This is a genomic window from Leifsonia sp. McL0607 (assembly GCF_049993355.1).
In the GTDB taxonomy this organism is placed as follows: Bacteria; Actinomycetota; Actinomycetes; order Actinomycetales; family Microbacteriaceae; genus Leifsonia.
This window is the reverse complement of record NZ_CP188253.1, coordinates 3,022,335-3,048,113: the sequence shown is the minus strand read 5'-3', so window position 1 is coordinate 3,048,113 and position 25,779 is coordinate 3,022,335. Positions and strand designations below refer to the sequence as shown.

Annotated in this window: 24 protein-coding genes, 2 tRNA genes and 2 pseudogenes; 17 read left to right on the top strand and 11 right to left on the bottom strand. The window is 68.2% G+C overall.

From position 1 onward, the window contains the following. Positions 1–50 precede the first annotated feature (50 nt). Positions 51–479 (top strand): ubiquinol-cytochrome c reductase iron-sulfur subunit, encoded by a 429-nt coding sequence (locus ACPPVW_RS14735; protein WP_426623839.1) that lies wholly within the window; start codon positions 51–53, stop codon positions 477–479. Between the two features lie 72 nt (positions 480–551). Here the strand turns inward: ACPPVW_RS14735 and ACPPVW_RS14730 are convergent, their stop codons facing one another. The 5 genes from ACPPVW_RS14730 to msrA form a co-directional block, all read right to left on the bottom strand. Beyond that, positions 552–1,037, bottom strand: a complete 486-nt coding sequence (locus ACPPVW_RS14730; RefSeq protein ID WP_426623838.1) for an acyl-CoA thioesterase — start codon at positions 1,035–1,037, stop codon at positions 552–554. A gap of 10 nt (positions 1,038–1,047) precedes the next feature. Beyond that, positions 1,048–2,730, bottom strand: a complete 1,683-nt coding sequence (ettA, locus tag ACPPVW_RS14725; RefSeq protein ID WP_426623837.1) for an energy-dependent translational throttle protein EttA — start codon at positions 2,728–2,730, stop codon at positions 1,048–1,050. Between the two features lie 97 nt (positions 2,731–2,827). After that, complete coding sequence (locus ACPPVW_RS14720) at positions 2,828–3,358, bottom strand: DUF6993 domain-containing protein (protein WP_426623836.1); 531 nt, start codon at positions 3,356–3,358, stop codon at positions 2,828–2,830. Positions 3,359–3,368: 10 nt separating this feature from the next. Further along, on the bottom strand, positions 3,369–3,785 hold the full coding sequence (locus ACPPVW_RS14715) for a single-stranded DNA-binding protein (RefSeq protein ID WP_426623835.1): 417 nt from the start codon (positions 3,783–3,785) through the stop codon (positions 3,369–3,371). Positions 3,786–3,917: 132 nt separating this feature from the next. After that, a complete protein-coding gene (gene msrA / locus ACPPVW_RS14710) occupies positions 3,918–4,445 on the bottom strand; it encodes a peptide-methionine (S)-S-oxide reductase MsrA (RefSeq protein ID WP_426623834.1) in 528 nt (175 codons plus the stop codon). A gap of 105 nt (positions 4,446–4,550) precedes the next feature. Here msrA and ACPPVW_RS14705 point away from each other — a divergent pair, with 105 nt between their 5' ends. Then, positions 4,551–5,300, top strand: coding sequence for a hypothetical protein (locus tag ACPPVW_RS14705; RefSeq protein ID WP_426623833.1), 750 nt, complete (start codon positions 4,551–4,553; stop codon positions 5,298–5,300). Between the two features lie 119 nt (positions 5,301–5,419). On the opposite strand, the gene nadE is transcribed toward ACPPVW_RS14705, so the two are convergent. After that, positions 5,420–6,262: an ammonia-dependent NAD(+) synthetase gene (gene nadE / locus ACPPVW_RS14700; RefSeq protein WP_426623832.1), complete on the bottom strand. Its 843-nt coding sequence runs from the start codon at positions 6,260–6,262 to the stop codon at positions 5,420–5,422. 73 nt (positions 6,263–6,335) lie between these two features. Here nadE and ACPPVW_RS14695 point away from each other — a divergent pair, with 73 nt between their 5' ends. Beyond that, positions 6,336–7,553 (top strand): cation:proton antiporter, encoded by a 1,218-nt coding sequence (locus ACPPVW_RS14695; protein ID WP_426623831.1) that lies wholly within the window; start codon positions 6,336–6,338, stop codon positions 7,551–7,553. Positions 7,554–7,578: 25 nt separating this feature from the next. On the opposite strand, the gene ACPPVW_RS14690 is transcribed toward ACPPVW_RS14695, so the two are convergent. After that, on the bottom strand, positions 7,579–8,433 hold the full coding sequence (locus tag ACPPVW_RS14690) for a LysR substrate-binding domain-containing protein (RefSeq protein ID WP_426623830.1): 855 nt from the start codon (positions 8,431–8,433) through the stop codon (positions 7,579–7,581). 203 nt (positions 8,434–8,636) lie between these two features. Between ACPPVW_RS14690 and ACPPVW_RS14685 the strand changes: the two genes are divergently transcribed. Then, complete coding sequence (locus ACPPVW_RS14685; RefSeq protein WP_426626314.1) at positions 8,637–9,941, top strand: MFS transporter; 1,305 nt, start codon at positions 8,637–8,639, stop codon at positions 9,939–9,941. Positions 9,942–9,991: 50 nt separating this feature from the next. Beyond that, positions 9,992–10,064 (top strand) — tRNA-Arg (locus ACPPVW_RS14680). 180 nt (positions 10,065–10,244) lie between these two features. Here ACPPVW_RS14680 and ACPPVW_RS14675 read toward each other — a convergent pair. Next, a complete protein-coding gene (locus ACPPVW_RS14675; protein WP_426623829.1) occupies positions 10,245–10,547 on the bottom strand; it encodes a thioredoxin family protein in 303 nt (100 codons plus the stop codon). A gap of 463 nt (positions 10,548–11,010) precedes the next feature. Between ACPPVW_RS14675 and orn the strand changes: the two genes are divergently transcribed. The 4 genes from orn to ACPPVW_RS14655 all read left to right on the top strand — a co-directional run bounded on the left by orn (position 11,011) and on the right by ACPPVW_RS14655 (position 12,936). Beyond that, positions 11,011–11,634, top strand: coding sequence for an oligoribonuclease (gene orn, locus ACPPVW_RS14670; protein WP_426623828.1), 624 nt, complete (start codon positions 11,011–11,013; stop codon positions 11,632–11,634). 61 nt (positions 11,635–11,695) lie between these two features. Then, positions 11,696–11,771: transfer RNA gene (locus ACPPVW_RS14665), tRNA-His, on the top strand. A gap of 81 nt (positions 11,772–11,852) precedes the next feature. Then, positions 11,853–12,533, top strand: a complete 681-nt coding sequence (locus tag ACPPVW_RS14660) for a hypothetical protein (RefSeq protein WP_426623827.1) — start codon at positions 11,853–11,855, stop codon at positions 12,531–12,533. A gap of 103 nt (positions 12,534–12,636) precedes the next feature. Then, entirely contained in the window at positions 12,637–12,936 is a 300-nt protein-coding gene (locus tag ACPPVW_RS14655; RefSeq protein ID WP_426623826.1) for a hypothetical protein, read from the top strand. Positions 12,937–12,991: 55 nt separating this feature from the next. Here the strand turns inward: ACPPVW_RS14655 and ACPPVW_RS14650 are convergent, their stop codons facing one another. Beyond that, entirely contained in the window at positions 12,992–13,555 is a 564-nt protein-coding gene (locus tag ACPPVW_RS14650) for an ArsR/SmtB family transcription factor (RefSeq protein WP_426623825.1), read from the bottom strand. Between the two features lie 75 nt (positions 13,556–13,630). Here ACPPVW_RS14650 and ACPPVW_RS14645 point away from each other — a divergent pair, with 75 nt between their 5' ends. The 5 genes from ACPPVW_RS14645 to ACPPVW_RS14625 all read left to right on the top strand — a co-directional run bounded on the left by ACPPVW_RS14645 (position 13,631) and on the right by ACPPVW_RS14625 (position 20,097). Beyond that, complete coding sequence (locus tag ACPPVW_RS14645) at positions 13,631–14,893, top strand: MFS transporter (protein WP_426623824.1); 1,263 nt, start codon at positions 13,631–13,633, stop codon at positions 14,891–14,893. Between the two features lie 322 nt (positions 14,894–15,215). Further along, positions 15,216–16,007, top strand: coding sequence for a hypothetical protein (locus ACPPVW_RS14640; RefSeq protein WP_426623823.1), 792 nt, complete (start codon positions 15,216–15,218; stop codon positions 16,005–16,007). Positions 16,008–16,049: 42 nt separating this feature from the next. Further along, the gene (locus tag ACPPVW_RS14635; protein ID WP_426623822.1) at positions 16,050–16,244 is read left to right on the top strand and encodes a hypothetical protein; all 195 of its coding nucleotides are present in this window, start codon (positions 16,050–16,052) and stop codon (positions 16,242–16,244) included. A gap of 74 nt (positions 16,245–16,318) precedes the next feature. Next, the gene (locus ACPPVW_RS14630; protein ID WP_426626313.1) at positions 16,319–16,600 is read left to right on the top strand and encodes a metallopeptidase family protein; all 282 of its coding nucleotides are present in this window, start codon (positions 16,319–16,321) and stop codon (positions 16,598–16,600) included. Positions 16,601–16,857: 257 nt separating this feature from the next. Continuing rightward, positions 16,858–20,097: a DUF7507 domain-containing protein gene (locus ACPPVW_RS14625; RefSeq protein WP_426623821.1), complete on the top strand. Its 3,240-nt coding sequence runs from the start codon at positions 16,858–16,860 to the stop codon at positions 20,095–20,097. Between the two features lie 222 nt (positions 20,098–20,319). Here the strand turns inward: ACPPVW_RS14625 and ACPPVW_RS14620 are convergent, their stop codons facing one another. Beyond that, positions 20,320–20,520: a hypothetical protein gene (locus tag ACPPVW_RS14620; protein ID WP_426623820.1), complete on the bottom strand. Its 201-nt coding sequence runs from the start codon at positions 20,518–20,520 to the stop codon at positions 20,320–20,322. A 98-nt stretch (positions 20,521–20,618) separates the two neighbouring features. Between ACPPVW_RS14620 and ACPPVW_RS14615 the strand changes: the two are divergent. Together ACPPVW_RS14615 and ACPPVW_RS14610 are read left to right on the top strand one after the other, a co-directional pair. Then, positions 20,619–20,901: pseudogene (locus ACPPVW_RS14615) on the top strand (metallopeptidase family protein). Positions 20,902–21,228: 327 nt separating this feature from the next. After that, positions 21,229–23,428: pseudogene (locus ACPPVW_RS14610) on the top strand (DUF7507 domain-containing protein); the annotation flags it as partial. Here ACPPVW_RS14610 and ACPPVW_RS14605 read toward each other — a convergent pair. Continuing rightward, a complete protein-coding gene (locus ACPPVW_RS14605) occupies positions 23,395–23,589 on the bottom strand; it encodes a hypothetical protein (protein ID WP_426626353.1) in 195 nt (64 codons plus the stop codon). The pseudogene ACPPVW_RS14610 and the gene ACPPVW_RS14605 overlap by 34 nt on opposite strands. Here ACPPVW_RS14605 and ACPPVW_RS14600 point away from each other — a divergent pair. After that, entirely contained in the window at positions 23,567–25,774 is a 2,208-nt protein-coding gene (locus ACPPVW_RS14600) for a beta strand repeat-containing protein (RefSeq protein ID WP_426626312.1), read from the top strand. The genes ACPPVW_RS14605 and ACPPVW_RS14600 overlap by 23 nt on opposite strands. Positions 25,775–25,779: the final 5 nt, after the last annotated feature.

The following is a 25,779-nucleotide window of genomic DNA, read 5'->3' as shown; positions in this document are numbered from 1 at the left end:
CCCTCCATGCTTACGCTAGGAGAAAGCACCGCCGACCGGGAGGACCCACGATGACCGATTCCACACCGCTCACGCGACGTACCCTCGTCCAGGTCGGCGGCGCGACCGTAGCGGGCGCGGGGGTGCTCCTGCTCGCAGCGTGCACGCCAGAAGGGTCCGTCGGGACCGGCGGGTCGGGCTACGGCGGCAAGACCACTGTCGAGCTCTCGTCGATCCCGGTCGGCGGTGCGGTCTCCGCTTCCCTCGGCTCCACGCCGATCGTGGTCTCGCAGCCGAAGGCCGGCGACGTGGTCGCCTTCAGCGCCGTCTGCACGCATCAGGGCTGCACGGTGGCGCCGCAGGGCAAGGAGTTCGACTGCCCCTGTCACGGCTCGCGCTTCGACGGGGCCACAGGCGACGTGCTCCAGGGCCCTGCGAGCACGCCGCTCACCAAGCTCACGACCTCCGTCTCCAGCGGCACGGTGACGATCACCTCGTAGAACGAGCGCCGAGGGGCACGTTGTTGTCCCTTTCGCGCGCTCAAAAGGGGCAACAACGTGCCCCTCGGCGCTTCAGCGCTTGGTGAACGTCACCGGCTCGTCGAGGTACGGAGTCCACGCCGCGCGCTCGCGGTCGTTGATGCGACGCGGGCGCTGGCTCGTGGAGTCGACGAGGACGATCGTCGTCGCCGCTCGCGAGAACATCGTCCGCGGCTCGACCCCCTCGGGCGACCACACCTCGTAGTTGACTTCGAGGCTGGCGCCGCCGAGACGCCCGAGCCACAGCTGAACATCGAGCGGCTGCCGCAGGTACGGGATCGGCGCGAGGTACTCGATCTCCTGCCGCGCGATCAGCGTCAGGGTGTCGGCACCCGGACGGCCGTCGAGCACGGCGGTCGAGCCGCCGACTGCCTCGCCGCTGCCCTGACCCGAGTCGTCGGGCTCCCAGAACGCCTCGATGCGCGCCTCCTCGAGGAGGCGCAGCATCTCGGCGTTGTTGACATGGCCGTACGCGTCGAGATCGCTCCAGCGCAGCTTGATCGGGACGTGCAGTCGCATCGAGTGCGCCTCAGTCGCGAGTGAGCTTGCGGTAGGCCGACCGGTGCGGCTTTGCCGCGTCGGGCCCGAGGCGCTGCACCTTGTTCTCTTCGTACGCCTCGAAGTTGCCCTCGAACCAGTACCAGTCGGACGGGTTCTCGTCGGTGCCCTCGTACGCGAGGATGTGCGTCGCGATGCGGTCGAGGAACCAGCGGTCGTGGGTGATGACCACGGCACAGCCGGGGAACTCGAGCAGCGCGTTCTCGAGGCTGGACAGCGTCTCGACGTCGAGGTCGTTGGTCGGCTCGTCGAGCAGCAGGAGGTTGCCGCCCTGTTTGAGCGTGAGCGCCAGATTGAGGCGGTTGCGCTCACCGCCCGACAACACGCCGGACTTCTTCTGCTGGTCTGGACCCTTGAACCCGAACGTGGAGACATAGGCGCGCGACGGCACCTCGGTCTTCCCCACCTGGATGTAGTCGAGGCCGTCGGAGACGACCTCCCAGACGTTCTTGTTGGGGTCGATGCCGCCGCGGGTCTGGTCGACATAGGAGATCTGCACGGTCTCGCCGACCTTGAGGTCGCCGCTGCCGAGCGGTTCCAGACCGACGATCGTCTTGAACAGCGTCGTCTTTCCGACGCCGTTCGGGCCGATCACGCCGACGATCCCGTTGCGCGGCAGCGTGAAGGTCAGGCCGTCGATGAGAACACGGTCGCCGAAGCCCTTCTGCAGGTTCTTCGCATCGATCACGATCTGGCCCAGACGCGGCCCGGGCGGGATCTGGATCTCCTCGAAGTCGAGCTTCCTGGTGCGCTCCGCCTCGGCCGCCATCTCCTCGTAGCGCGCCAGACGCGCCTTGGACTTGGCCTGTCGTCCCTTGGCGTTGCTGCGTACCCAGTCGAGCTCGTCGGAGAGCCGCTTGGACAGCTTGGCGTCCTTCTTGCCCTGGATCGCGAGGCGGTCGCGCTTCTTCTCGAGGTAGGTCGAGTAGTTGCCCTCGTACGGGTAGAGGTGTCCGCGGTCGACCTCGGCGATCCACTCGGCCACATGGTCGAGGAAGTACCGGTCGTGGGTGACCGCGAGCACGGCGCCGTGGTACTTGGCGAGGTGCTGCTCCAGCCAGAGCACGCTCTCGGCGTCGAGGTGGTTGGTGGGCTCGTCGAGCAACAGGAGGTCGGGCTTCTGCAGCAGCAGCTTGCAGAGCGCGACACGACGCTTCTCACCGCCTGAGAGGGTGTTCACGGGCCAGTCGCCCGGCGGGCAGCGGAGCGCGTCCATCGCCTGCTCGAGCTGAGAGTCGAGATCCCAGGCGTCGGCCGCGTCGATCTGCTCCTGCAGCGTGCCCATCTCGGCGAGCAGGGTGTCGAAGTCGGCGTCCGGGTCGGCGAGGAGGCCGGAGATCTCGTTGAAGCGGTCGACCTTGCCCTTGATCTCGCCGACGCCCTCCTGCACGTTCTCGAGGACCGTCTTGCTCTCGTCGAGCACCGGCTCCTGCATGAGGATGCCTACCGTATAACCCGGAGACAGCTTGGCCTCGCCGTTGGACGGGGTGTCGAGGCCGGCCATGATCTTCAGGATGGTCGACTTACCGGCACCGTTCGGGCCGACGACGCCGATCTTGGCTCCAGGGAGGAACGCCATCGTGACGTCGTCCAGGATCACCTTGTCGCCGACCGCCTTGCGCGCCCTGACCATCGAGTAAATGTATTCGGCCACTCTTATTCCTAAACTTCTTGTTCTGGACTCGCGCAGACCGCTCGAGCACGGCGGCTCGACCGCCGGGCTCGCATGCCCTGTACGAGGATACCGGCAACTACCAGTCGATAGTCCTGGTCTGGCCGATCAGGCAGCCGCCGGTCGCGAGCGTGGCGGAGGTTGTGCTCTCGTAGCCGCCCGCATCGGCGCCGTATTGCCCGATGAGGCAGGTGTCGCCGAGCTTGACGGAGAATTGGATCGAGTTCGCCTTCAGCCCGATGGTCGTCGTGTCGGCCGTCACCTGCATGTCGCTCTTCGAGAACCCGGCCGCGACGAGCGCGTCGATGAAGTCGCGGCCCTTCGCGCCCGCGTTGGCCGCGATGGTCGCCTGGTTGACCTTGTCGAAGAACGGGAGGTTCTGGGTGGCCTTGCCGCCCGGCACCAGGACCGGGGCGGGCGCGGCCGAGGAGGTCGGTATGGGCGTCGAGCTGTCGACCGAAGCCGAACTCGTCGACGTCGGCGCGACCGGCGATGTCGGAGTGCACCCGCTGAGCACCACGGCAAGGACGAGGGCCGGGCCGGCGAGGGAGGCCGCCGCCGGTGCCCTCCACCGGTGACGTGCGGCGGTCGGACGGGCCTTCGCTTTCATGGTGACCACCCTAGGGCTCCGCACCTGTGCGAACTCCGCGAACGTCGTCGTGCGCCACCAGCGGCGCATCGGCCACACAGCGGGTGAACACGCTGAGCCCCCAGGCGAGGTCGTGGCCGATGGCGTGCGCCTCGATCTCGGCCGTGACGCCCTCCAGTTCACCCTCCCAGTCGCGCACCCGTAGCCGCCCCGAGACCAGCAGGGGGTCGCCTCGGGCCACGCAGGCGGCGGCGCTCAGAGCCAGCTGGTGCGTGGCGGTCACTGTGTACCAGTTGCGCGGGCCGTCGGTCGTCTCGTCCGACCTCGCACCGGTCGCCAGGCTCGGACCGGTCACCAGCCGGAAGGTCGTGATCGGCGCCCCGGCCTCCGGGATCACATGCCTCGGTCTGGTCGCCACGACCCCGCGCACCGCCACCGGATCAGCCATCGTCTCCCCCGTCTCCGACCTCCCGATGAGGTCGAGACCACTCTGGCCGACGGCGCCTCCGCTTCGTGGACGGACCAGGAGATCGGTGGAGAACCCGGCCGCACCGCGAGCTGTGGAGGAGGCGGGAGACGGTCAGGCCGCGATCACGTACGGCGCGTAGGAAGCCCGGATCTTGTTGACCTTCGGGAGGGCGACGGCCAGGCAGTAGCCCTGACCCGGGTTCTTCGCGAAGAAGTCCTGGTGGTACTCCTCCGCCCGGTAGAACGGGCCGAGCGGCTCGATCGTCGTCACGATGCCGCCCTCCCAGTACTCGGACGCCCGGGTGCGCGCCGCCTCGAACATCTGCCGTTGCGCATCGCCGTCGGAGAACATCGCCGAGCGGTACTGCGTGCCGACATCGGCACCCTGGCGGTTCAGCTGCCGCGGGTCGTGCAACGTGAAGAACACGTCGAGGATCACGTCGGCGGGAACGACCTCCGGATCGAAGGTCACTGCGACGGCCTCGGCATGCCCGGTCGTGCCGGTGCACACCTCCTCATAGGTCGGGTCGACGGTCGTGCCGCCCGTATAGCCGGACATCACATCCTGCACACCCCGCAGAACCCGGTACACCGCGTCCAGGCACCAGAAGCAGCCGCCGGCGACGACGAAAGTCTCCATCGCTCCATCCCTTCGATCGTTGTCAACCTCATTCTCCTACGCGGGATGCGCGACACAGCGCCCGCGCTGCGCGGCCCAGAGGGAGTCCGCCGTTACCATCGCGGCATGCAGTGGTGGAATGACTTCGTCGACTGGCTCAACTCGTCGGCCGCCCAGCCCGCGGTCTTCAATGCGGTGGTCCTCGCGATCGCCGTCATCGTCTCCGGATGGCTCGCCGCGTGGATCGCGCGCGGCGCTCTCCGCGGACTCCTCAAGCGCACCGACCGTCAGCAGAGGGCCAGCGCGATCGCCGCGCTCGTCGACGCGGCGACCGAGGCGTCCGTCTGGAACTCGCTGACGCCCGCCGAGCAGCTGCTCTCCGACCGTGCCGTCGGGCAGGCCGACATCCTGGTGCGGCTGTTGCCCATCAAGGGCGCAGGCATCGCCGCCAACTGGGCGGGGCACCAGCTCGCCGAGATGAAGCGCGCGTCGGCGACGTTCGGCTACCAGCTCGACCCGGCGGTCGCCGAGTACCGCGACCGCCTGATCGAATGGCAGAACAACCCGCGTCGCGCGCGCCGCATCTTCCAGGGCGACCTCGAGCGCTGGCGGTTCGAGTCCACGGACACCGACCGCACACTGCTGGCCCAGCAGGACGCCTGGGTCGCACAGCAGCACCACGAGCAGCATGCGCAGCCTGCTGCTCCTGCCGCGCTGCAGCGCCCGAGCGAGCCGTCCGCCCCCGCGACGACGCGGTTCGCCACGAACCCCGGCACACCGGACCAGCAGACACCGCGTCCGGTCTCTGCCTTCGGCGCCTCCGGCGACGACAACGACACGTCCCCGAGCCCGCGCTTCGGCCAGCCCGTCGGCTGACCAGCGCTCCCAGCTACCAGAACCGCTCCGGGTTCAGCCACCACGGAACGAAGGGGCGCCGACCACCCGGTCGGCGCCCCTTCGTCGTCGCGTTCACCGTCGCGGCGAACGGCCTCCGCTCAGCGCGTGTAGTCGCCGCGCTCGGTCCACCAGTCGTCGAACGGGCTCGCAGGCACCCTCCGCTTGTGCTCGGTCGCCAGGTAGCGGGTCTCGATCGCCGCCGCGACCTCGTCAGGCACCTCCTTGCCCTCGAGGAAGTCGTCGATGTCGCCGTACCGGATGCCCAGGTTCGCTTCGTCGGTCTGGCCGGGGTCGAGATCGAGGAGGTCGGCCGTCGGCGCCTTCTCGTACAGTCGCGCCGGCGCGTCCAGGTGTTCGAGCAGGACTCGGCCCTGGCGCTTAGTGAGCCCTGTCAGCGGAAGGATGTCTGTGCCGCCGTCGCCGTACTTGGTGAAGAACCCCGTCACCGCCTCCGCCGCGTGGTCCGTGCCGACCACGAGCAGCCGGCGCTGCCCCGCGAGCGCGTACTGCGCGACCATCCGCAGTCGCGCTTTGACGTTGCCCTTGTTGAAGTCGGTCAGCGACTCGCCCAGCGCGTCGGCGAACTCGGCCTGCACGCCGTCGACCCCGCGCTGGATGTTGAACGCGACCGTCTGCTGCGGCCGGATGAACGACAGCGCCAGCTGCGCGTCGTCCTCGTCGTGCTGCACCCCGTACGGAAGCCGCACCGCAAAGAACTCCGCCTCGACGCCGTCCTGCCCGAGACGCTCGACCGCGAGCTGGCACAGCCGGCCGGCGAGCGAGGAGTCCTGCCCGCCGCTGATGCCGAGCACGAATCCCGACGCTCCGGTCGCCTTCAGATACCGGACCAGGAAGTCCACCCTGCGCTCGACCTCGACCGCTGGGTCGATAGCCGGCGAGACGTTCAACTCGTCGATGATTCTGGCTTGGAGATCACGCATGACGACACCCTAGCTCGCGCGGATTTCGCGCGTATGAACTCCCCGGCGATGTGCGGCCTCTAGCATCGGCGTCATGGATGCGAAGGTCGCCACCATCGTCCTTGTCCCCCTGCTCGCGGTCGTCGCCGCCCTGCTCGCCTCGTTGGTCGGGCGCGTCGCGAAGATACCGCTCGTCGTCTTCGAGATCGTGCTCGGCATCGTGGTTGGGCCGAGCGTGCTGGGCTGGGTGCCCGCGTCCGGCGCCCTGCACGCGGTTGGGCAGTTCGGCCTCGCGTTCCTCTTCTTCATGGCGGGGAACGAGATCGACTTCCACGCCATCCGCGGGCGGCCGCTGCGTCGCGCCTCCCTCGGCTGGTCGATCTCCCTCGCCGCCGGTGTGCTGATCGGCGTGCTGCTCGCGCCCGACCCGATCGCGGGCGTCTACGTCGGCATCGCGCTGTGCTCGACGGCGCTGGGCACGCTCATGCCGATGCTGCGCGACGCCGGCGAGCTGCGCACTCCGTTCGGGCTCGCCGTCACCGCCGTCGGCGCCGTCGGCGAGTTCGGGCCGCTTCTCGCGATCTCGCTGTTCCTGAGCGGTCGCAGGCCGCTCTCGGCGGCACTGGTGCTCATCGCGTTCGCGGTGATCGCCGCCGCGGTCGTCTGGTTCGCCGCGCGTGGCGGCCACGAGCGCTTCCACGCCCTGGTGCGCGCCACGCTGCACACGAGCGGGCAGTTCGCGATCCGGTTCGTCGTGCTGGTGGTGGCCGCGCTCGTCGGGCTGAGCCTCGCGCTGGGGCTCGACATGCTGCTGGGCGCCTTCGCCGCCGGCGTGATCTGCCGCGTGCTGCTCAGCGGGGCGAAGGAGCGCGACGCTCGGCTGATCGAGACCAAGCTGGAGGCCGTCGCCTTCGGCGTGCTGGTTCCGGTGTTCTTCATCGAGACCGGGATCACGTTCGACCTCCACACGCTCCTGACGGACCCGCACGCGCTCCTGCTGCTGCCCATCCTCCTGGTCCTGCTGCTCGTCGTACGCGGCCTGCCCGGCTCGATCGCCGCGCCGGCCGGCTCCACGTTCGCCGACCGCGCCTCCCTGACGCTGTTCAGCGCCACCGGACTGCCGATCATCGTCGCCGTCACCAGCATCGGCGTCGCCGACCACGACCTGACCTCGGGCACCGCGACCGCGCTGGTCGGCGCCGGGATGCTGTCCGTGCTGATCTTCCCGGTCGTCGCGCTGACGCTGCGACGCCGCTCCGCAGACGGCGGCCTTCGCCCTCCCGACCCGGACCGGGTGCCTGCGGAGGGATGAGACCGGCGGCGTGGAGCCGCGCGGGTCAGGGCACCCGCGTGACAGCCCTGGCCAGGATCGCGGTGGTGAGCGCCTCCACCGGCTCCCGGGCCGCCGACGGGTTCGAGAGCAGCGTGAAGTCGACATGGCCGAGCTCTGGCAGCCCGAACCTGTTCGTCACCTTGATCAGGTCGGTGGGGATGAGCGATCGAGGGAAGACGGCGACCCCGAGCCCGGCGCGCACCGCCGCCAGCATGCCGTTGACCTCCCTGGTGTTGCAGGTGATCCGCCACGTGCGCCCGGCCTGCTCCAGCGCCTCGATCGTGATCTGGCGGCTGAGGCTGGGGCCCTGGTAGGCGATCAGCGGCACCGGAGCGTCCGGATCGAGCGCGGTCTTCTCCTGCCCGATCCAGACCAGCTCGTCGGTGGCGACCACGGCGCCTTCGGTCGTGCCCGGGTTCTGCTTGATGAAGATCAGGTCGAGGTGGCCCGCCTGCAGGCGGCGATGCAGCGGCCCCGACTGGTCGACCGTGAGTTCGAGGTTGACCTGCGGGTTCTGCTGCCGAAAGTGCCGCAGGATGCGCGGAAGAGTCGTGATCGCCAGGTCGTCCGCCGCACCGAAACGCAGCCGGCCGCGCATCGCCGACCCGCTGAAGTAACTGTCGGCCTCCGCGTGGGCCGCGAGGATCGTGCGCGCGAAGCCGGCCATGGCGTCGCCGTTGTCGGTGAGACGCACCTCCCGCGTGTCGCGGGCCACCAACTGCCGCTTCGCCGCCTGCTCGAGCCGCCGCACGTGCTGGCTCACGGTCGGCTGGCTGATGCCCAGGCGTTGCGACGCACGCGTGAACGAACGCGTGTCGGCGACCGCGAGGAAGGTGCGGAGCAGGACCGGATCGAACATGCGCCCTCCATCGTCAGAGTCTTTCGGATCCCAGTCATTCGGAAATCCAATGGGAGTTATAGGGTCGATTGGCTGAAAGAATAGCGGGGATTGCGTAGCGTTGACGGAAGCAGATCGAGCATACGAAACCAGGAACGCAGGAAATCCCCGTGGCGAACCCCGCAGCAGCCGTCCCCGCACCCACCGCCCCGCCAACCGGCCCGATGCCGGCGCTCTCCGCCCGGCCGCCGTGGCGCGAGACCTTCATCTCGCTGCGGGTGACCAACTACCGCCGCTTCGCCGCCAGCAACCTGGTCGCCAACACGGCGGTCTGGATGCAACGCATCGCGATGGACTGGCTCGTCCTCCAGCTCTCGGGAAGCGTCGCCGCCGTCGGCATCACCGTCTTCATGCAGTTCGCGCCGATGCTGATCTTCGGCCTCTGGGGCGGCGTCATCGCCGACCGCTACTCGAAGCAGCGCCTGCTCGTCTGCACGCAGTCGGCGGCGGCGGCGCTCGCCGCACTGCTCGCGATCCTGACGCTCTCCGGCGCCGTGGAGGTGTGGCACGTCTACGCGATCTCCTTCGCCCTCGGCCTGGTCACGGTGGTCGACAACCCCGCGCGCCAGGTCTTCGTCAACGAGCTCGTCGGCCCCGCCTACCTCCGCAACGCGATCAGCCTCAACTCCTCGATCTTCCAGCTCGGCGGCCTGATCGGCCCGGCGATCGGCGGCATCCTCATCACGGCGGTCGGCGGAGGCTGGTCGTTCGCGATCAACTCCGTCGCCTGCCTGGCGGTCGTCGGGTCGCTCCTCAGCCTCCGCCGTAGCGAGCTTCACCAGTCCCCCGCGGCTCCGCGCGGAAAGGGCCAGCTGACCGAGGGGATGCGCTACGTGCGCCGCAAGCCTGTCATCTTCTGGACCGTGGTGATGGTCGCGGTGCTCGCGGTATTCGCGTTCAACATGCCGGTGTTCCTGGCCGCCTACGCCAACGATGTCTACGACGTGGGCGCCCAGGGTTACGGGATGTTCAACGCGCTCGTCGCGGCCGGCGCGCTCGCCGGGGCGTTGGCCTCCACCCGCCGTACCTCGATCCGGCTCTCGATGGTCGTCGGAACAGCCGCCGCCCTCGGCATCGTGCAGGCCCTCGCGGGCTTCGCACCCGGCGAGATCGCGTTCAGCGTGCTGCTCGTCTGCATCGGTGTCGGCAACCTGCTGTTCATCACCGCAGCCAATTCGCTGGTACAAATGTCGTCGAACGTGCAGATCCGCGGGCGAGTGATCTCGCTGTACATCCTCGTGCTCCTCGGCGGGCAGGCGCTCGGCGGGCCTCTCATGGGCTGGATCGTGGAGGCGCTCGGCCCGCACGTCGCGATGGCGGTCTCCGGTCTCGTCCCAGCCGCCGCCGCGGTGGTCGTTGCCCTGATGATCGCCCGCCACGCGAGCCTCCGGCTCCGCTTCGGTCTCCGCGGCCGCCGGCCGGTGATCGCGATCGTCAACCGCGCGGGCAAGGCGGGCGCGACGCTGTAGTCCCGGCGCATCCCAACCGCTAATGCCCGCTACGGTATCGTGGAGGCCGCGCCCCCGTAGCTCAGCGGATAGAGCAGGAGCCTTCTAATCTCTTGGTCGCAGGTTCGATTCCTGCCGGGGGCACGACTACGCACCGGAGCAGCCCTCGCGGTGCTTCTCATCTCTTGGTCGCAGGTTCGATTCCTGCCGGGGGCACGACTACGCACCGGAGCAGCCCTCGCGGTGCTTCTAATCTCTTGGTCGCAGGTTCGATTCCTGCCGGGGGCACCCAGTGAGGCCGGCGAGCGCCGCTTCGCGTGAGACTCAGAGCGCGCGGGCGGCCGCTACCAGCACCTGGTTGAGTGTGGGCACACCCTCCGCGCGGAACACCTCCGAGCCGTCCTCGCCGATCACGATCACCGTCGGCGTCGAGTGGATGCGGTCGCGCTCTGCGCGCTCGGGTTCGCGCGCGACGTCCCGCTCCGTCACCGACAGCACAGGGACCAGCCGCTTCGCCTCCGCTAGGACCGCCCTGGTCTGCATGCACGGCTCGCAGAACGCCGACGAATATAGGGTCAGCGCGACCTCCCGGGTGACGGGACGGTCAACAGCGGGTGTCGCATCCACGACCACCAGTGTACGTCCGGCGAATTTCCGGCGACGATTCCGCGACCTCCCGTGCTGCTCGCCAACCTGTTCGACCCGCAGTTCGCCTTCGTGCTCAACGTCTGGGGCGTGCGGAATTCCGCCACCCGCCGATGTGGGGCGCGGACCGCGTGCACCTCAGCACGCGCGGCCACCGACTCCTCGCCACGCACGCGGCCCATGCGCTCGGCGTGCCGTACGCGCAGGCTACGGTGGCCGAGGCGTCGGACGCCACGAGGAGCCTGCGTCGTTCGCCGAGACGCCGGGCCACCTGCCATGTCGAACCTGGCTACGCGTCCACGCCACCCCCTGGGCGGCACGACGTCTCGGCGGATCTCCTCCGGCGACGGGCTCAGCCCCCCGCTTCCTCAGGCGCAGCCCGTGGGCACGCACGCCTTGCGCACCCAGCCTCGGACCGTCGGAGGCCCGCACTAGACTGGCGAGCATGGCTGCCTCTACGGATCGACTGGTCTGGATCGACTGCGAAATGACCGGGCTCGACGTGGAGGTCGACGAACTCGTCGAGATCGCCGTAGTGATCACCGACTTCGAGCTGAACGTGCTCGACCCCGGCCTCAGCATCGTCATCAAGCCCGACGCGTCGGCCCTGGCCAACATGAACGACTTCGTGCGCGACATGCACACGACGTCCGGTCTCATCGAAGAGATCCCGCACGGCACGAGCGTCGCCGAAGCCGAGTACGAGGTGCTGGAGTACGTGCTCAAGTTCGCGCCGACGGCGCGCACGGCCCCACTCGCCGGCAACACGATCGGCACCGACCGGATGTTCCTGGCCAAGTACATGCCGCGCCTCGACAACCACCTCCACTACCGCAACGTCGACGTGTCCTCCATCAAGGAGCTCGCCCGCCGCTGGTACCCCCGCATCTACTTCAACGCCCCCGAGAAGAACGGCGGCCACCGCGCGCTCGCCGACATCCTCGAGTCCATCCGAGAGCTCGACTACTACCGCGCAGCGGCGTTCGTGGGCGAGCCCGGGCCCACCACCGAGCAGACCCAGGAGGCCGCAGCGGGCGTGGTGGAAAAATGGGCCGCTCGGATGTATTAGAATCGATGAGTTGCCTCGAACGGAACGACATCGCAGATGACCGCTCCGCCCGACGGACATGGTGGGTATAGCTCAGCTGGTAGAGCGCCTGGTTGTGGTCCAGGAGGTCGCGGGTTCAAGCCCCGTTACTCACCCCAATATTCGATAGAGTGGGAATGCTATCCCCGGCGCCTTCGGGGCCTCTAACGCCCACGACCCCATCGGTTGTGGAGACCGTCTTGGACAACCTCCTGTGGATCGCGATCGGCGCGATCCTGACCCTGCTTATCGAGTGGCTGATTCGCGGCGGCATCCGCCTGCTCGGGGCCCGATTTCGAAGATGGTGGGATGGCCCCGCGGCAGGACCCTTCGACGACGTCCTCGTACTCATCCGTCCTAGAGAGGGCGGATCACATTTTTACTTCATGAACGCGGGCAGCCGGGTCTACCGCAACATGATTCTGAGAGCGACCTATAACGACCACTCCAAGTTCTTCGGATACTCCCCGTACGCCGACGGGGTTACGACCATCGAACAGCTAAAGATACTTCGGCCGGGCGCCTCGATACCTATCGCTCGCTTGTATCTCAAAGAGGGCGAACTCAGCATGTCGTGGCACGCCACGTACGACGCCGACTCATTTGCACGTCGTTTAGTGGATCAAATCCGGCGGCGGAAGCGTGAGACGTTTGGGATACTCGAATTGGCGCGGGCGGTAGGTCCAAGTGAGCCTTTGCAGCAATACATCCTGCAAGATGTTCGAGGCCTTTTCGGATTGGCACCAGGGTACCCGAATGAACCCGCCCCCGAAATCGAGGCGGCGATCCTTGCTATAAGTGACGAGGAAGCAAGGAAAGTCCTTCGCTCGAAGCGAACGTACGACAATCCGGCCCCAGGGGTCGCGATCCCTGTTCGATAGGGCCTTAAGAGACACGCTCTCTTCGCCTGCGCTTAGCGACTCCGTCCCCACCGGCGTCGGCTTCTACCGACTGGCCGGTGAAGGACCTCTACTGGTCACGAACGTGCGCCTCGCCGACATCCGCGTCGGCGACACCGGCACCGGCGTGGTGAGCGCCAGGGCGGCGGGCTCCGCCGGTTCCAGAAACGTTAACGCGCGGAACGTTGGGGCGTTCGGCGTGAACAACTGCGGATCGTTCCACTTCACGCCGTCTGGCTCGGAGTTCTCGCTCGCCGACCTCGGCGGCAACGACGGTCGTGGCACAACGGGGCCGTGCCTGACGTCGTGGGAGCTGCCCAACACGATCACCTACAACGACCGCCCGCCAGTGATGGCGCCGCCCGCACGGTCGCCCTGGTCGTGACGGACTCCTCCACCGGCGCGCAGCTGCGTCAGGCACCCGCGCGCCCGCCGGAGGCTCAGTCGGCCGAGCGGTGCAGGAGGAAGATGCCGCCGTGCGCCGGAAGGTGACTGCGCTCCTCCTCGGTCTCGACGTACTCGTCGATGACGGCGACGATCCGCCGGTCGAGCTCGGCGACGTCCTCGGGCGACAGGTGCAGTGAGAACCGCGCATACGTCGCGATGGAGGCCGGCCCGGCCTCCGCGAGCTCCTGCTGGAACGCGTCGACCGGCGCGAAGCCCTCGCCGGAGGCGACGTCGTCCACCGGCACCGACAGCCACCAGCTTTTCCGTGTCGAACGGTACGGCTTCTCCAGCGCGCCGCTCTCCCCCGAGCGCACCGCCGCCGGCTCCAGGAATCCCGCCGCCACGAGCTGACGCACGTGGTAGTAGACGGTTCCGGCGTCCTCCCCCAGCCGATCGGCCAGCTGCTTGTTGGTCAGCTCGCGGTCGCCGCACAGCCGCAGGATGCGCACGCGCAACGGGTGCGACATCGCCTTGATCTCTGTGACGGTCGCGGGGCGCCGCTTGGCGTCCGGGTCGTCCGACGGGCCGGGAACGGCCGGCTGCTGCTGCTGGGACATGCAGCAATGCTATCCATTGATTGAGTTTCCTCACACCGATTGAGTTTTCTCAATCACTGTGGGATCGTGAGAATCGTGACAGCGAAACGTCTCGGATCCCGCTACTGGAAGCTCTGGACCTCCTCCGCGCTCTCCAACCTCGCCGACGGTGTCATGAAGGTCGCGCTTCCCCTGGTCGCCATCCGCTACACCGACTCCCCCGCGCTGATCGCCGGCCTCACCTTCGCCTTCACGCTCCCCTGGCTCGTCTTCGCCCTCCTGGCCGGCGCGCTCGCCGACCGGTTCGACCGCCGCCGTCTCATGCTCGTCGCGAACACGGCGCGCGCCGTTTGCCTGGCCTGCCTCACCGTCGCGACGGTCGCGGGCGCGGGATCGATCTGGCTGCTCTACGCCGCCGCCATCTGCATCGGCGTCGCCGAGACCGTCTACGACACCTCGTCGCAGTCGATCCTCCCCCAGCTCGTCGGCAAAGACGCCTTGTCGCATGCAAACGGGCGCCTGTACGCCGCCGAGCTCACCACCAACCAGTTCATCGGGCCGCCCTTGGGAGGCCTCCTCGTCGCCCTGGGCGTCGGCCTCGCGTTCGGCGCACCCGTGCTGCTCTGGGTGGCCGCCATCGGCATCCTGCTGCTCGTGCGCGGGCGCTTCACCACCGACCACCCGCGCACCACGACAATCCGAGCGGACATCGCCGAAGGGCTGCGGTACCTCCGCGGCAACACCCTGCTGCGCACGCTCGCCGTGATGGTCGGCGGCCTCAACTTCGCCAGCAGCGCCGTGTTCACCGTTCTCGTGCTCTACGCGGTCGGCCCCAGTTCGGCGATGAAGCTCACCGACCCGGGCTACGGCGTGCTGCTCACCGCCTCCGCGCTCGGAAGCGTGCTCGGAACGTTCCTGGCCGAGCCTGCCGAGCGGTGGCTCGGGAGGTCGCGCTCGCTGACCCTGACCGTGCTCGGCTCCCTCATCACCGTCGCCACACCCGCGTTCACGACGAACCCCGTGATCATCGGCGCGGGCTTCTTCGTCGGCGGCGTCACCGTCTCGATCTGGAACGTGATCACCGTCTCTCTGCGCCAGCGCGTGACCCCGCAGCGCCTGCTGGGCCGGCTGAACTCCGCGTACCGTCTGCTGGCGTGGGGCACGATGCCACTGGGAGCCGCGGCGGCCGGGCTCATCGCGCAGCTCTTCGGAATCCCTGCGGTCTTCCTCACGATGGGTGTCGTCGTCCTCTGCCTTGTAATCGGCATGATCTGGGTGACGGATGCGCGCATGGACGCCGCGGAAGCGGAGGCGGAACGCCTCGACGATGCGGCGCACGCAGCCGCCGGTGGAAACTGACACGTACACGGTTTTGCCAGCGATTGTGCCTGACTCGTCCAGAGTAGGCCTCTAGCGTGATTTCCCGACGGCATCGATCGCCGTCAGTGCTGCGCCGAGCGTCCCGCCCCACCCAACCCCGCGGACGCTTCCCCCTAAACCCTGGCGCGGCACACCCGCGTCGAACGCACCGCTCAGGGCCACAGGCCTACGGGCGCTCCCGTGCGTCCCGGCACGGTTCCAGCCCGCCGCTTCGACCGCTCGCACCCCCCGAGCGGTTCCGCTGCGCGCGTAGCCGAGTGGTTCGCGTGCGGCCTGGCGGGGAAACCCGACCCAGGAAATCATGCTCAGTACTCTTCGTTCCACCCTTCGTTCCTCCAACCTCTCCTTCGGCCGTGTCCTCTCCGGCGCCGCGGCGATCATCATGTCGGCGAGCCTCGTCACCCCGATGATCGCGCAGCAGCACGAGAGCGAGCACGCCACCCGCGAACTCTCGGAGTCGACCGGGATCCACCACGACCAGCTCGGCGTCTACGACACGCTCTGGCGCGACCGCCTCGAAGGCGTCGCCCAGCAGAGCCTCGCCACGGCACAGGCCACGGTGCAGGCCAACGCCGCGAAGGCCGACGCGTCGGCCGCGAAGACCGCGATCGCGGGGCTGGACGACTACAAGAAGCTCGACGACTCCCAGCTCCGCAGGAGCATCGACACCACCGACGCTGCGACTGCTGCGCTCGCCGCAGCAGGCGTCGCAGCCGACCAGCGCGCAGCGGCAGCGGCAGCCGCAGCCGCAGCGGCGGCAGCAGCCGCGGAGGCCGCCGCCAACACCCCCGACGGTGCGCGCTCGGTGGCCGCGAGCCTGGCCTCCAGCACCTACGGCTGGGGCGGTGACCAGTTCCAGTGCCTCAGCAACCTCTGGCAGAGGGAGTCCGGCTGGAACTACCGGGCCTCCAATGGTGGCAGCGGCGCCACCGGCATCCCCCAGGCCCTCCCCGGCAGCAAGATGGCGGCGTTCGGCTCCGACTGGGCCACGAACGCGACCACCCAGATCAAGTGGGGTCTCGACTACATCAAGCGCTCGTACGGATCGCCGTGCAACGCGTGGGGCCACTCCCAGTCCGTCAACTGGTACTGAGCCTGAGCCCGGGACGGTGGCCGCGCCGGTAGACTCGCCTAGGTGAGCACCGGCCCGGCCCCCGTCCCGACGTCTTCTTCCGTCATCCGCGGAGCACACCTCGTGGGCAGCATCGACCTCCCCGACACCGCCGTGCTTCGGACAGCGAGCGATCACCTCGGCGACCGGCTGCCCCGGATCCCAGACGGCGAATTCGGCGAGCGGTCCTGCCTGCACGCAGCCGTCTCCGAAGCCTGACCACGACCGTGGACCTCGACGCCGACGCTTTCGAGAGCCTCGTCACCGACGAGCTCGATCAGCTGCCCGACGAGATGATCGACGGGTTGGACAACGTGGTATTCGTCTCGGAGGACCGCCCGGAGGACGGCTCGCTCGATCTCCTCGGCCTGTACGACGGCGTCGCCATCACCGAGCGCGACACATACGGCTTCGGCGAGATGCCCGACCGCATCATCCTCTACCGCGATCCTCTGCTTGCGATCTGCGAGAACGAGGACGAGCTCCGCGACGAGATCCACGTGACCCTCGTCCACGAGATCGCACACTACTACGGCATCGACGACGACCGCCTACACGAACTCGGCTGGGCCTGACACCGGCTCTGGATCGCCGACATTCGCGGTGGCCCGCTTTTCGCCACCCCGGGTTCGTGCTAATGCACGGGTGATTCCAAGCGCATCCTGAGCCTCGCAACCCTGTTCCACCGAGAGGAAAATGCCCGCATTTGCTGCGGTCCAGGGGGTATTCGGCTCCATCGTCACGGCGCTCTCCCCTCTCGCCCGGTTGTTATAACCCTTCATACGACCGCCCGAAGACCGTTCCCGGTCCCGGCCCGAGGTATGAGGTGCGCATGTCTCTTTCAGCCGCTGCGACGAAGAAGAACGGACGGGCAGCAGTCGCGTTCGGCACTGCCCTCGCTCTGATCATCGCGATGCTTGCCCTCGTCTGGTCGGGAGGGAGTTCGCCCGCACGAGCAGCCGGAGGACTGTTGTGCAACGGGTCCACGATCTACGGGGTGGTTCCCGACAATCCGACGGTGTTCGACACCAACACCAGCCTCATTCGCGTCGACGGCGCGAGCGTCGGTGGAGCGCAGCTGAGCGGAGCGCTCGTGTCACGGAGCCCCATCGACCATGTGAACCAGAACGCGCTGGGAATCACGGTCGACGGTCTCACCGCCTACAGCTCCGCCGACCAAGGCACGACGATCCGACGGTACGACGTCCTGACCGACACCTGGACGTCCTTTCCTGGCCGCCCGCTGACCGACCCGGGCGACACCGCCTTGGCCGGAGCCGTCGACCCTGCTACCGGGATCTACTATTTCGGCGACCTCGGACTGCCGAGCAATCTGAACTTCGGACATCTCTGGGGCTTCGACACCGCGACCAACACCTTGATCAGCACGACACCTCTGGTCACTTTCCCGGCGAACGTCGGCCAGAACAACGGCGACGTGGCCTTCGACGCCTCGGGCAACCTCTACATCGTCACCTCGGGCACAAGCGGCACCCTGGAGGTCCTCCCCGGCCCTCTTCCGCAAACAGCTGCCCAAGCGGGACAGTTCCAGCCGACCATATTGAGCACCTTCACCCAGCCGGTGGGAAGCACAGCGGTGAACGGCATCGCATTCGATTCGTCGGGAACCCTCTACCTGAGCACCTCCGGCCCGACGGGCGGGGTCTTCTCCATCGATCCCGGAACCGGCTCGACGCAAGGTGCATTGACTCCCCTGTCGCCGGCTCTGATCGGCCCGACCCAGGCTGGACTCATCGACCTCGGCAGCTGCGCGTTCCCGCCGAGCCTGAGCGTGCAGAAGAACGTGGTGGCGCGCGTCAACCCGACCGATCAGTTCACGCTGGAGGCCACAGGACCGACGATCAGTCTGCCCGCGACGGCGACGACCGTCGGCACTGCGACCGGCCTCCAGACGACCGCTGGAGGACAGACTCTCCAGGCCGGCCCGGCACTCGCCCGGGCGAATGACACCTACACCGCAACGGAGACGGCGGCCGGGACGACGGATCTGTCCCAGTACAACACGATCTACAGCTGTGTCGACACAGTGAACCCCACCAACCCACAATTCCCGATCACCGGGAGCGGGACGTCCGTCTCGTTCACCCTCGCACCGACCGCCGCCGAGTCTCCGTCCGTGGTGTGCACCTTCACGAACGAGCCCACTACCTCCTCGCTCGAATTGACGAAGTCGGCTAATCCGACCACGGTGACAGCCGCTGGGCAGGGCGTGGTCTACACGTTCGACGTCACCAACACGGGGACCACGACTCTGACCGGGATCGGGATCGACGAGACCGCGTTCTCCGGCACCGGCGCTCTCTCGCCGATCACGTGCGCCGTCACCACTCTCGCCCCTGCAGCCAGCACTCAGTGCACCGCGAACTACTCCGTGACCGCGGCCGACGTCGCCGCGGGCACGCTCACCAACACCGCCGTCGCCACTGGACAGGATCCCTCGGCCAGCACAGTCACCAGCCCGCCCGCGACGGCGGTCGTGACCGTCACACCCGCGGTCGCCGCTCTGACGTTGACGAAGACAGCGAACCCGACCAGTGTGTCCGCGGCCGGTGACACCATCACCTACACCTTCCACGTCACCAACACCGGCAACGTCCCGATCAACAACATCGCCATCCAGGAAGGCACCTTCTCCGGCACCGGCAGCCTCTCACCGATCACCTGCACCATCACCGTGATCGCTCCCGCGGGCACCACCGACTGCACCGCCACCTACCAAGCCACCCAAGCCGACATCGACTCCGGACAGATCACCAACGACGCCACCGTCACCGGCGACGACCCCACAGGCGACCCCGTCACCAGCACCCCCGCCAACTCCATCGTCACCACCCCCTCCACACCAGCCCTCACACTGACCAAGACCGTCAGCCCCACCACAGCCACCACCGCCGGCCAGACCGTCACCTACTCCTTCCTGATCGAGAACACCGGCAACACCACCATCACCAACCCCACCGCCACCGAAGTCACCTTCACCGGCACAGGACCCAGCCCCGTCATCGACTGCCCCACCGGCGTCATCCTCGCCCCCGGTGACAGCACCATCTGCACCGCCCCCTACACCCTCACCCAAGCCGACATCGACACCGGACACATCGACAACACCGCCGTCGCCACCGGAACCGACACCGGCAACAACACCGTCACCAGCAACGACTCCGAGGTCACCCTCACCACCCCGTCCACACCCGCACTCACCCTCACCAAGACCGCCAACCCCACCACGGTGACCGCGGCAGGCCAGAACGTGGTCTACACCTTCCATGTCTCGAACACCGGCAACACCACGGTGACCGCCATCGCGATCACGGAGACCGCATTCACCGGCACCGGCACCCTCCCCGCCCCGACCTGCGACGCGACCACGCTCGCGCCCGGTGAGAGCACCCAGTGCACCACCACCTACACCACGACCGCCGCCGACCTCGGCGCAACCAGAATCGACAACACCGCAGCCGCCACTGGGCAGGACCCCTCAGCAGCAACCGTCACCAGCCCCGACGCCTCCGCTGACGTCACCGTGACCCAACCGGCTCCTGCCCTGGAGCTGACGAAGACGGCGAACCCGACCACCGTGAGCGCGGTCGGTGACACCATCACCTACACCTTCCACGTCACCAACACCGGAAACGTCACCCTGACCGACGTGACCGTCGCCGAGCAGAGCTTCTCCGGAACGGGCAGCCCGCTGTCCCTCTCGTGCCCCGCCGACACGACCCTCGACGCCGGCCAGTCGCTGACCTGCACCGCGGACTACCAGACGACCGCCGCCGACATCGCAGCGGGCTCCATCGTCAACACCGCTGACGCCACCGGCGTCGATCCGGCAGGTGACACAGTCACGGCATCCCAGTCCCGCGCCGTCGTCCAGGTCGCCAGCGCCGGAGCCCCGACGCCGCCCTCGAGCGGTGAGCAGCCGCTGGCCAAGACCGGCGGCTCGTCCATCCCCACCTGGCTCGCACCCCTGGCCGGACTCCTCGCGATCGCCGGAATCGGACTGTCCGTCATCGTGACCACCAGCACCCGCAACAGGAAGAACGCCCGCTGATCGACCAGGGTTCGGCCTCCCACCCGGGAGGCCGAACCCTGCGTCACGACGAAGACCACAAGGTAACGATGCCCTCCCACACCAAACCCCCGAAGCACTGACCTTCATCCAGCCTGCGGACTCCGGCCGGCTCGCCGACGTCATCTCGGGGATTCTCGCGTCGTCCCAGCGCCCGATCACCTTCTTCCACCTCCCGGTGCCGATCGAGCGCGACGACCTCGACTACTTCGCGCCGCTCGCCGGGGTGGAGCTGCCGCAGGAGACGAGCTGTACCTCGGCCTCCCGCACCACGAAGACGGAGTGCAGGGCGCGCGCCGCCGTGCCGCTGCCGCCGCCACAGCACCGCCGCGGTTCGGGGTCGCGACGGAGTGCGGGTTCGGCCGCGGACCGTCCGAGCGCACCGTCGCCGTGCTCGACCTGCACGCAGCTGTCTCCGAAGCCTGGTGACCTCGTCCGTGCACCTCGACCCCGACGCTTTCGAGAGCCTCGTCACCGACGAGCTCGATCAGCTGCCCGACGAGATGATCGACGGACTGGACAACGTGGTGTTCGTCGTGGAGGACCGCCCGGAGGACGGCTCGCTCGATCTCCTCGGCCTGTATGACGGAGTCGCTCTGACCGAGCGCGACACATACGGCTTCGGGCGAGATGCCCGACCGCATCATCCTCTACCGGGAGCCTCTGCTTGCGATCTGCGAGAACGAGGACGAGCTCCGCGACGAGATCCACGTGACCCTTGTGCACGAGATCGCGCACTACTACGGCATCGACGATGACCGGCTGCACGAGCTCGGCTGGGCCTGACACCGGAATCCCGCGCAGTCCCCACTCGCGTTATTGCGCGGTGTCGTGGGTATAGCGCGGGTGAAAACTCGGTCATGAGCGGTCGGAGTGCCTGCGGGAATACTTGCGATTCGCCATGAGACTGCCGGGTTTCTACGGGTCCCGTGAGCCCGCGACGCCGGTTCCGGCGCACGGAACGTTGCTATAACCCTCTCATTGCACATCGCGTCGACCACTGCCGGTCGTTGTCGCAAATGAGAGGTGCCTGTGTCTCTTTCCACCATCGCCCCGAGGAAGGCAGGACGCGGCGCGGTCGCGTTCGGCACCGTGCTCGCTCTGATCGTCGCGATGCTGGCCGTCGCCTGGTCGGGCGGTTCGCAGGCCGCACACGCAGCAGGTGCGCTGTTGTGCAACTCGACCATGATCTACGGCGTGGTCCCGGACAATCCGTCAACGCCGAACACGGCCACGAGCCTCGTGCAGGTCAACGGCACCTCTGTCGGCTCCGCCCAGCTGAGCGGCTCCCTCGTGTCGCACAGCCCCGTGGACAACGGGTCCCAGAACGCGCTGGCCATCAGAGCCGACGGCAACGCCGCATACTCCGCCGCAGACCGCGGCGCGACCATCCGTCGCTGGGACGGGACCACCGACGTCTGGACTTCGTACCCGGGCCGTCCCCTGCTGGACCCGAACGACTTCGTCGTCGGCGGCGCGATCGACCCGACGACCGGGATCTACTACTTCGGCGACGTCGGAGGCACGGTCAGCAACCCGACCGTCGGACAGCTCTTCGGTTTCGACACGAACACCAACACGCTGATCAGCGCCACGCCGCTGCTCACGTTCCCGATCATCGCCGGCGAGAACAACGGTGACATCGCCTTCGACGGCGCCGGGAACCTCTACTTCGTCACTTCGTCGCCCACCCACGGCGATCTGCTGGCCGTCCCCGGCCCTCTGCCGCAGACCGCGGCGCAGGCCCGACTGGCCACGCCCGCCTTGCTCAGCAGCTTCGCCGTGCCAGGCATCTCCGTCAACGGCATCGCGTTCGACGCCAACGGCACGCTCTACCTCAGCCTGGCCGGGGCGGCGGGCGGCATATTCTCGATCGACCCGGGCACAGGAGCACCGCAGTCGCCGCTGACTCCACTGTCCGCCGCGCTCATCGGTCCGAGCGGCACCGGCTTCGTCGACCTGGCGAGCTGCGCATTCCCGCCGAGCGTCAGCGTGCAGAAGAACATCGTCTCCCGCGTGAACCCGACCGACCAGTTCACCCTCAGCGCGACGGGACCGACGATCAGCCTTCCCGCGACAGCGACCACGGTCGGCACGGCGAACGGGCTGCAGACGACCGCGGGAGGCCAGACCCTCCAGGCCGGCCCGGGGCTGGCCCGCTTCGGCGACACCTACACCGCGACCGAGACCGCGGCCGGGACGACAGACCTGGCCCAGTACCTGTCGAGCTACAGCTGCATCGACGCAGCGAACGCGACCAACCCGCAATTCCCGATCACCGGCACAGGTACGAGCGTCTCGTTCACACTGGCTCCGACATCCGGTGAAACGCCCTCGGTCGTCTGCACGTTCACGAACGCTCCCGCCGCGCCCGCACTCGCACTCACCAAGACAGCGAACCCCACCACGGTGAGCGCCGCGGGCGAAGGCGTGACCTACACCTTCCAGGTCACCAACACCGGCAACACCCCCCTGACCGGGATCGGCGTGAACGAGACCGCGTTCTCGGGCACGGGCAGCCTCCCCACTCCGACCTGCGCCGCAACCGCGTTGAACCCCGGTGAGAGCACTCAGTGCACCACGACCTACTCCGTGACCGCGGCCGACGTCGCGGCGGGCACGGTCACCAACACCGCCGTGGCCGAGGGGCAGGATCCCGGCGTCGGGACCGTCACCAGCCCGCCCGCGACGGCGGTCGTGACCGTCACACCCGCGGTCGCCGCTCTGACGTTGACGAAGACAGCGAACCCGACCAGTGTGTCCGCGGCCGGTGACACCATCACCTACACCTTCCACGTCACCAACACCGGCAACGTCCCGATCAACAACATCGCCATCCAGGAAGGCACCTTCTCCGGCACCGGCAGCCTCTCACCGATCACCTGCACCATCACCGTGATCGCTCCCGCCGGCACCACCGACTGCACCGCCACCTACCAAGCCACCCAAGCCGACATCGACTCCGGACAGATCACCAACGACGCCACCGTCACCGGCGACGACCCCACAGGCGACCCCGTCACCAGCACCCCCGCCAACTCCATCGTCACCACCCCCTCCACACCAGCCCTCACACTGACCAAGACGGCCAACCCCACCACGGTGACCGCGGCAGGTCAGAACGTGGTCTACACGTTCCAGGTGTCCAACACCGGCAACACCACCATCACCTCGATCGGGATCACGGAGACTGCGTTCACCGGCACCGGCACCCTGCCCGCCCCGACCTGCGTCGTCACCACGCTGGCCCCCCGGTGAGAGCACCCAGTGCACCACCACCTACACCACGACCGCCGCAGACCTGGGCGCCGCCACCATCGACAACACCGCCGTCGCCACCGGGCAGGACCCCTCGGCCAGCACGGTCACCAGCCCCGACGCCTCCGCCGTCGTGACCGTCACACCCGCGGTCGCCGCTCTGACGTTGACGAAGACAGCGAACCCGACCAGTGTGTCCGCGGCCGGTGACACCATCACCTACACCTTCCACGTCACCAACACCGGCAACGTCCCGATCAACAACATCGCCATCCAGGAAGGCACCTTCTCCGGCACCGGCAGCCTCTCACCGATCACCTGCACCATCACCGTGATCGCTCCCGCCGGCACCACCGACTGCACCGCCACCTACCAAGCCACCCAAGCCGACATCGACTCCGGACAGATCACCAACGACGCCACCGTCACCGGCGACGACCCCACAGGCGACCCCGTCACCAGCACCCCCGCCAACTCCATCGTCACCACCCCCTCCACACCAGCCCTCACACTGACCAAGACGGCCAACCCCACCACGGTGACCGCGGCAGGTCAGAACGTGGTCTACACGTTCCAGGTGTCCAACACCGGCAACACCACCATCACCTCGATCGGGATCACGGAGACTGCGTTCACCGGCACCGGCACCCTGCCCGCCCCGACCTGCGTCGTCACCACGCTGGCCCCCGGTGAGAGCACCCAGTGCACCACCACCTACACCACGACCGCCGCAGACCTGGGCGCCGCCACCATCGACAACACCGCCGTCGCCACCGGGCAGGACCCCTCGGCCAGCACGGTCACCAGCCCCGACGCCTCCGCCGTCGTGACCGTCACACCCGCGGTCGCCGCTCTGACGTTGACGAAGACAGCGAACCCGACCAGTGTGTCCGCGGCCGGTGACACCATCACCTACACCTTCCACGTCACCAACACCGGCAACGTCCCGATCAACAACATCGCCATCCAGGAAGGCACCTTCTCCGGCACCGGCAGCCTCTCACCGATCACCTGCACCATCACCGTGATCGCTCCCGCCGGCACCACCGACTGCACCGCCACCTACCAAGCCACCCAAGCCGACATCGACTCCGGACAGATCACCAACGACGCCACCGTCACCGGCGACGACCCCACAGGCGACCCCGTCACCAGCACCCCCGCCAACTCCATCGTCACCACCCCCTCCACACCAGCCCTCACACTGACCAAGACCGTCAGCCCCACCACAGCCACCACCGCCGGCCAGACCGTCACCTACTCCTTCCTGATCGAGAACACCGGCAACACCACCATCACCAACCCCACCGCCACCGAAGTCACCTTCACCGGCACAGGACCCAGCCCCGTCATCGACTGCCCCACCGGCGTCATCCTCGCCCCCGGTGACAGCACCATCTGCACCGCCCCCTACACCCTCACCCAAGCCGACATCGACACCGGACACATCGACAACACCGCCGTCGCCACCGGAACCGACACCGGCAACAACACCGTCACCAGCAACGACTCCGAGGTCACCCTCACCACCCCGTCCACACCCGCACTCACCCTCACCAAGACCGCCAACCCCACCACGGTGACCGCGGCAGGCCAGAACGTGGTCTACACCTTCCATGTCTCGAACACCGGCAACACCACGGTGACCGCCATCGCGATCACGGAGACCGCATTCACCGGCACCGGCACCCTCCCCGCCCCGACCTGCGACGCGACCACGCTCGCGCCCGGTGAGAGCACCCAGTGCACCACCACCTACACCACGACCGCCGCCGACCTCGGCGCAACCAGAATCGACAACACCGCAGCCGCCACCGGGCAGGACCCCTCAGCAGCAACCGTCACCAGCCCCGACGCCTCCGCTGACGTCACCGTGACCCAACCGGCTCCTGCCCTGGAGCTGACGAAGACGGCGAACCCGACCACCGTGAGCGCGGTCGGTGACACCATCACCTACACCTTCCACGTCACCAACACCGGAAACGTCACCCTGACCGACGTGACCGTCGCCGAGCAGAGCTTCTCGGGAACGGGCAGCCCGCTGTCCCTCTCGTGCCCCGCCAACACGACCCTCGACGCCGGCCAGTCGCTGACCTGCACCGCGGACTACCAGACGACCGCCGCCGACATCGCAGCGGGCTCCATCGTCAACACCGCTGACGCCACCGGCGTCGATCCGGCAGGTGACACAGTCACGGCATCCCAGTCCCGCGCCGTCGTCCAGGTCGCCAGCGCCGGAGCCCCGACGCCGCCCTCGAGCGGTGACCAGCCGCTGGCCAAGACCGGCGGCTCGTCCATCCCCACCTGGCTCGCACCCCTGGCCGGACTCCTCGCGATCGCCGGAATCGGACTGTCCGTCATCGTGACCACCCGCACCCGCAACAGGAAGAACGCCCGCTGATCGAC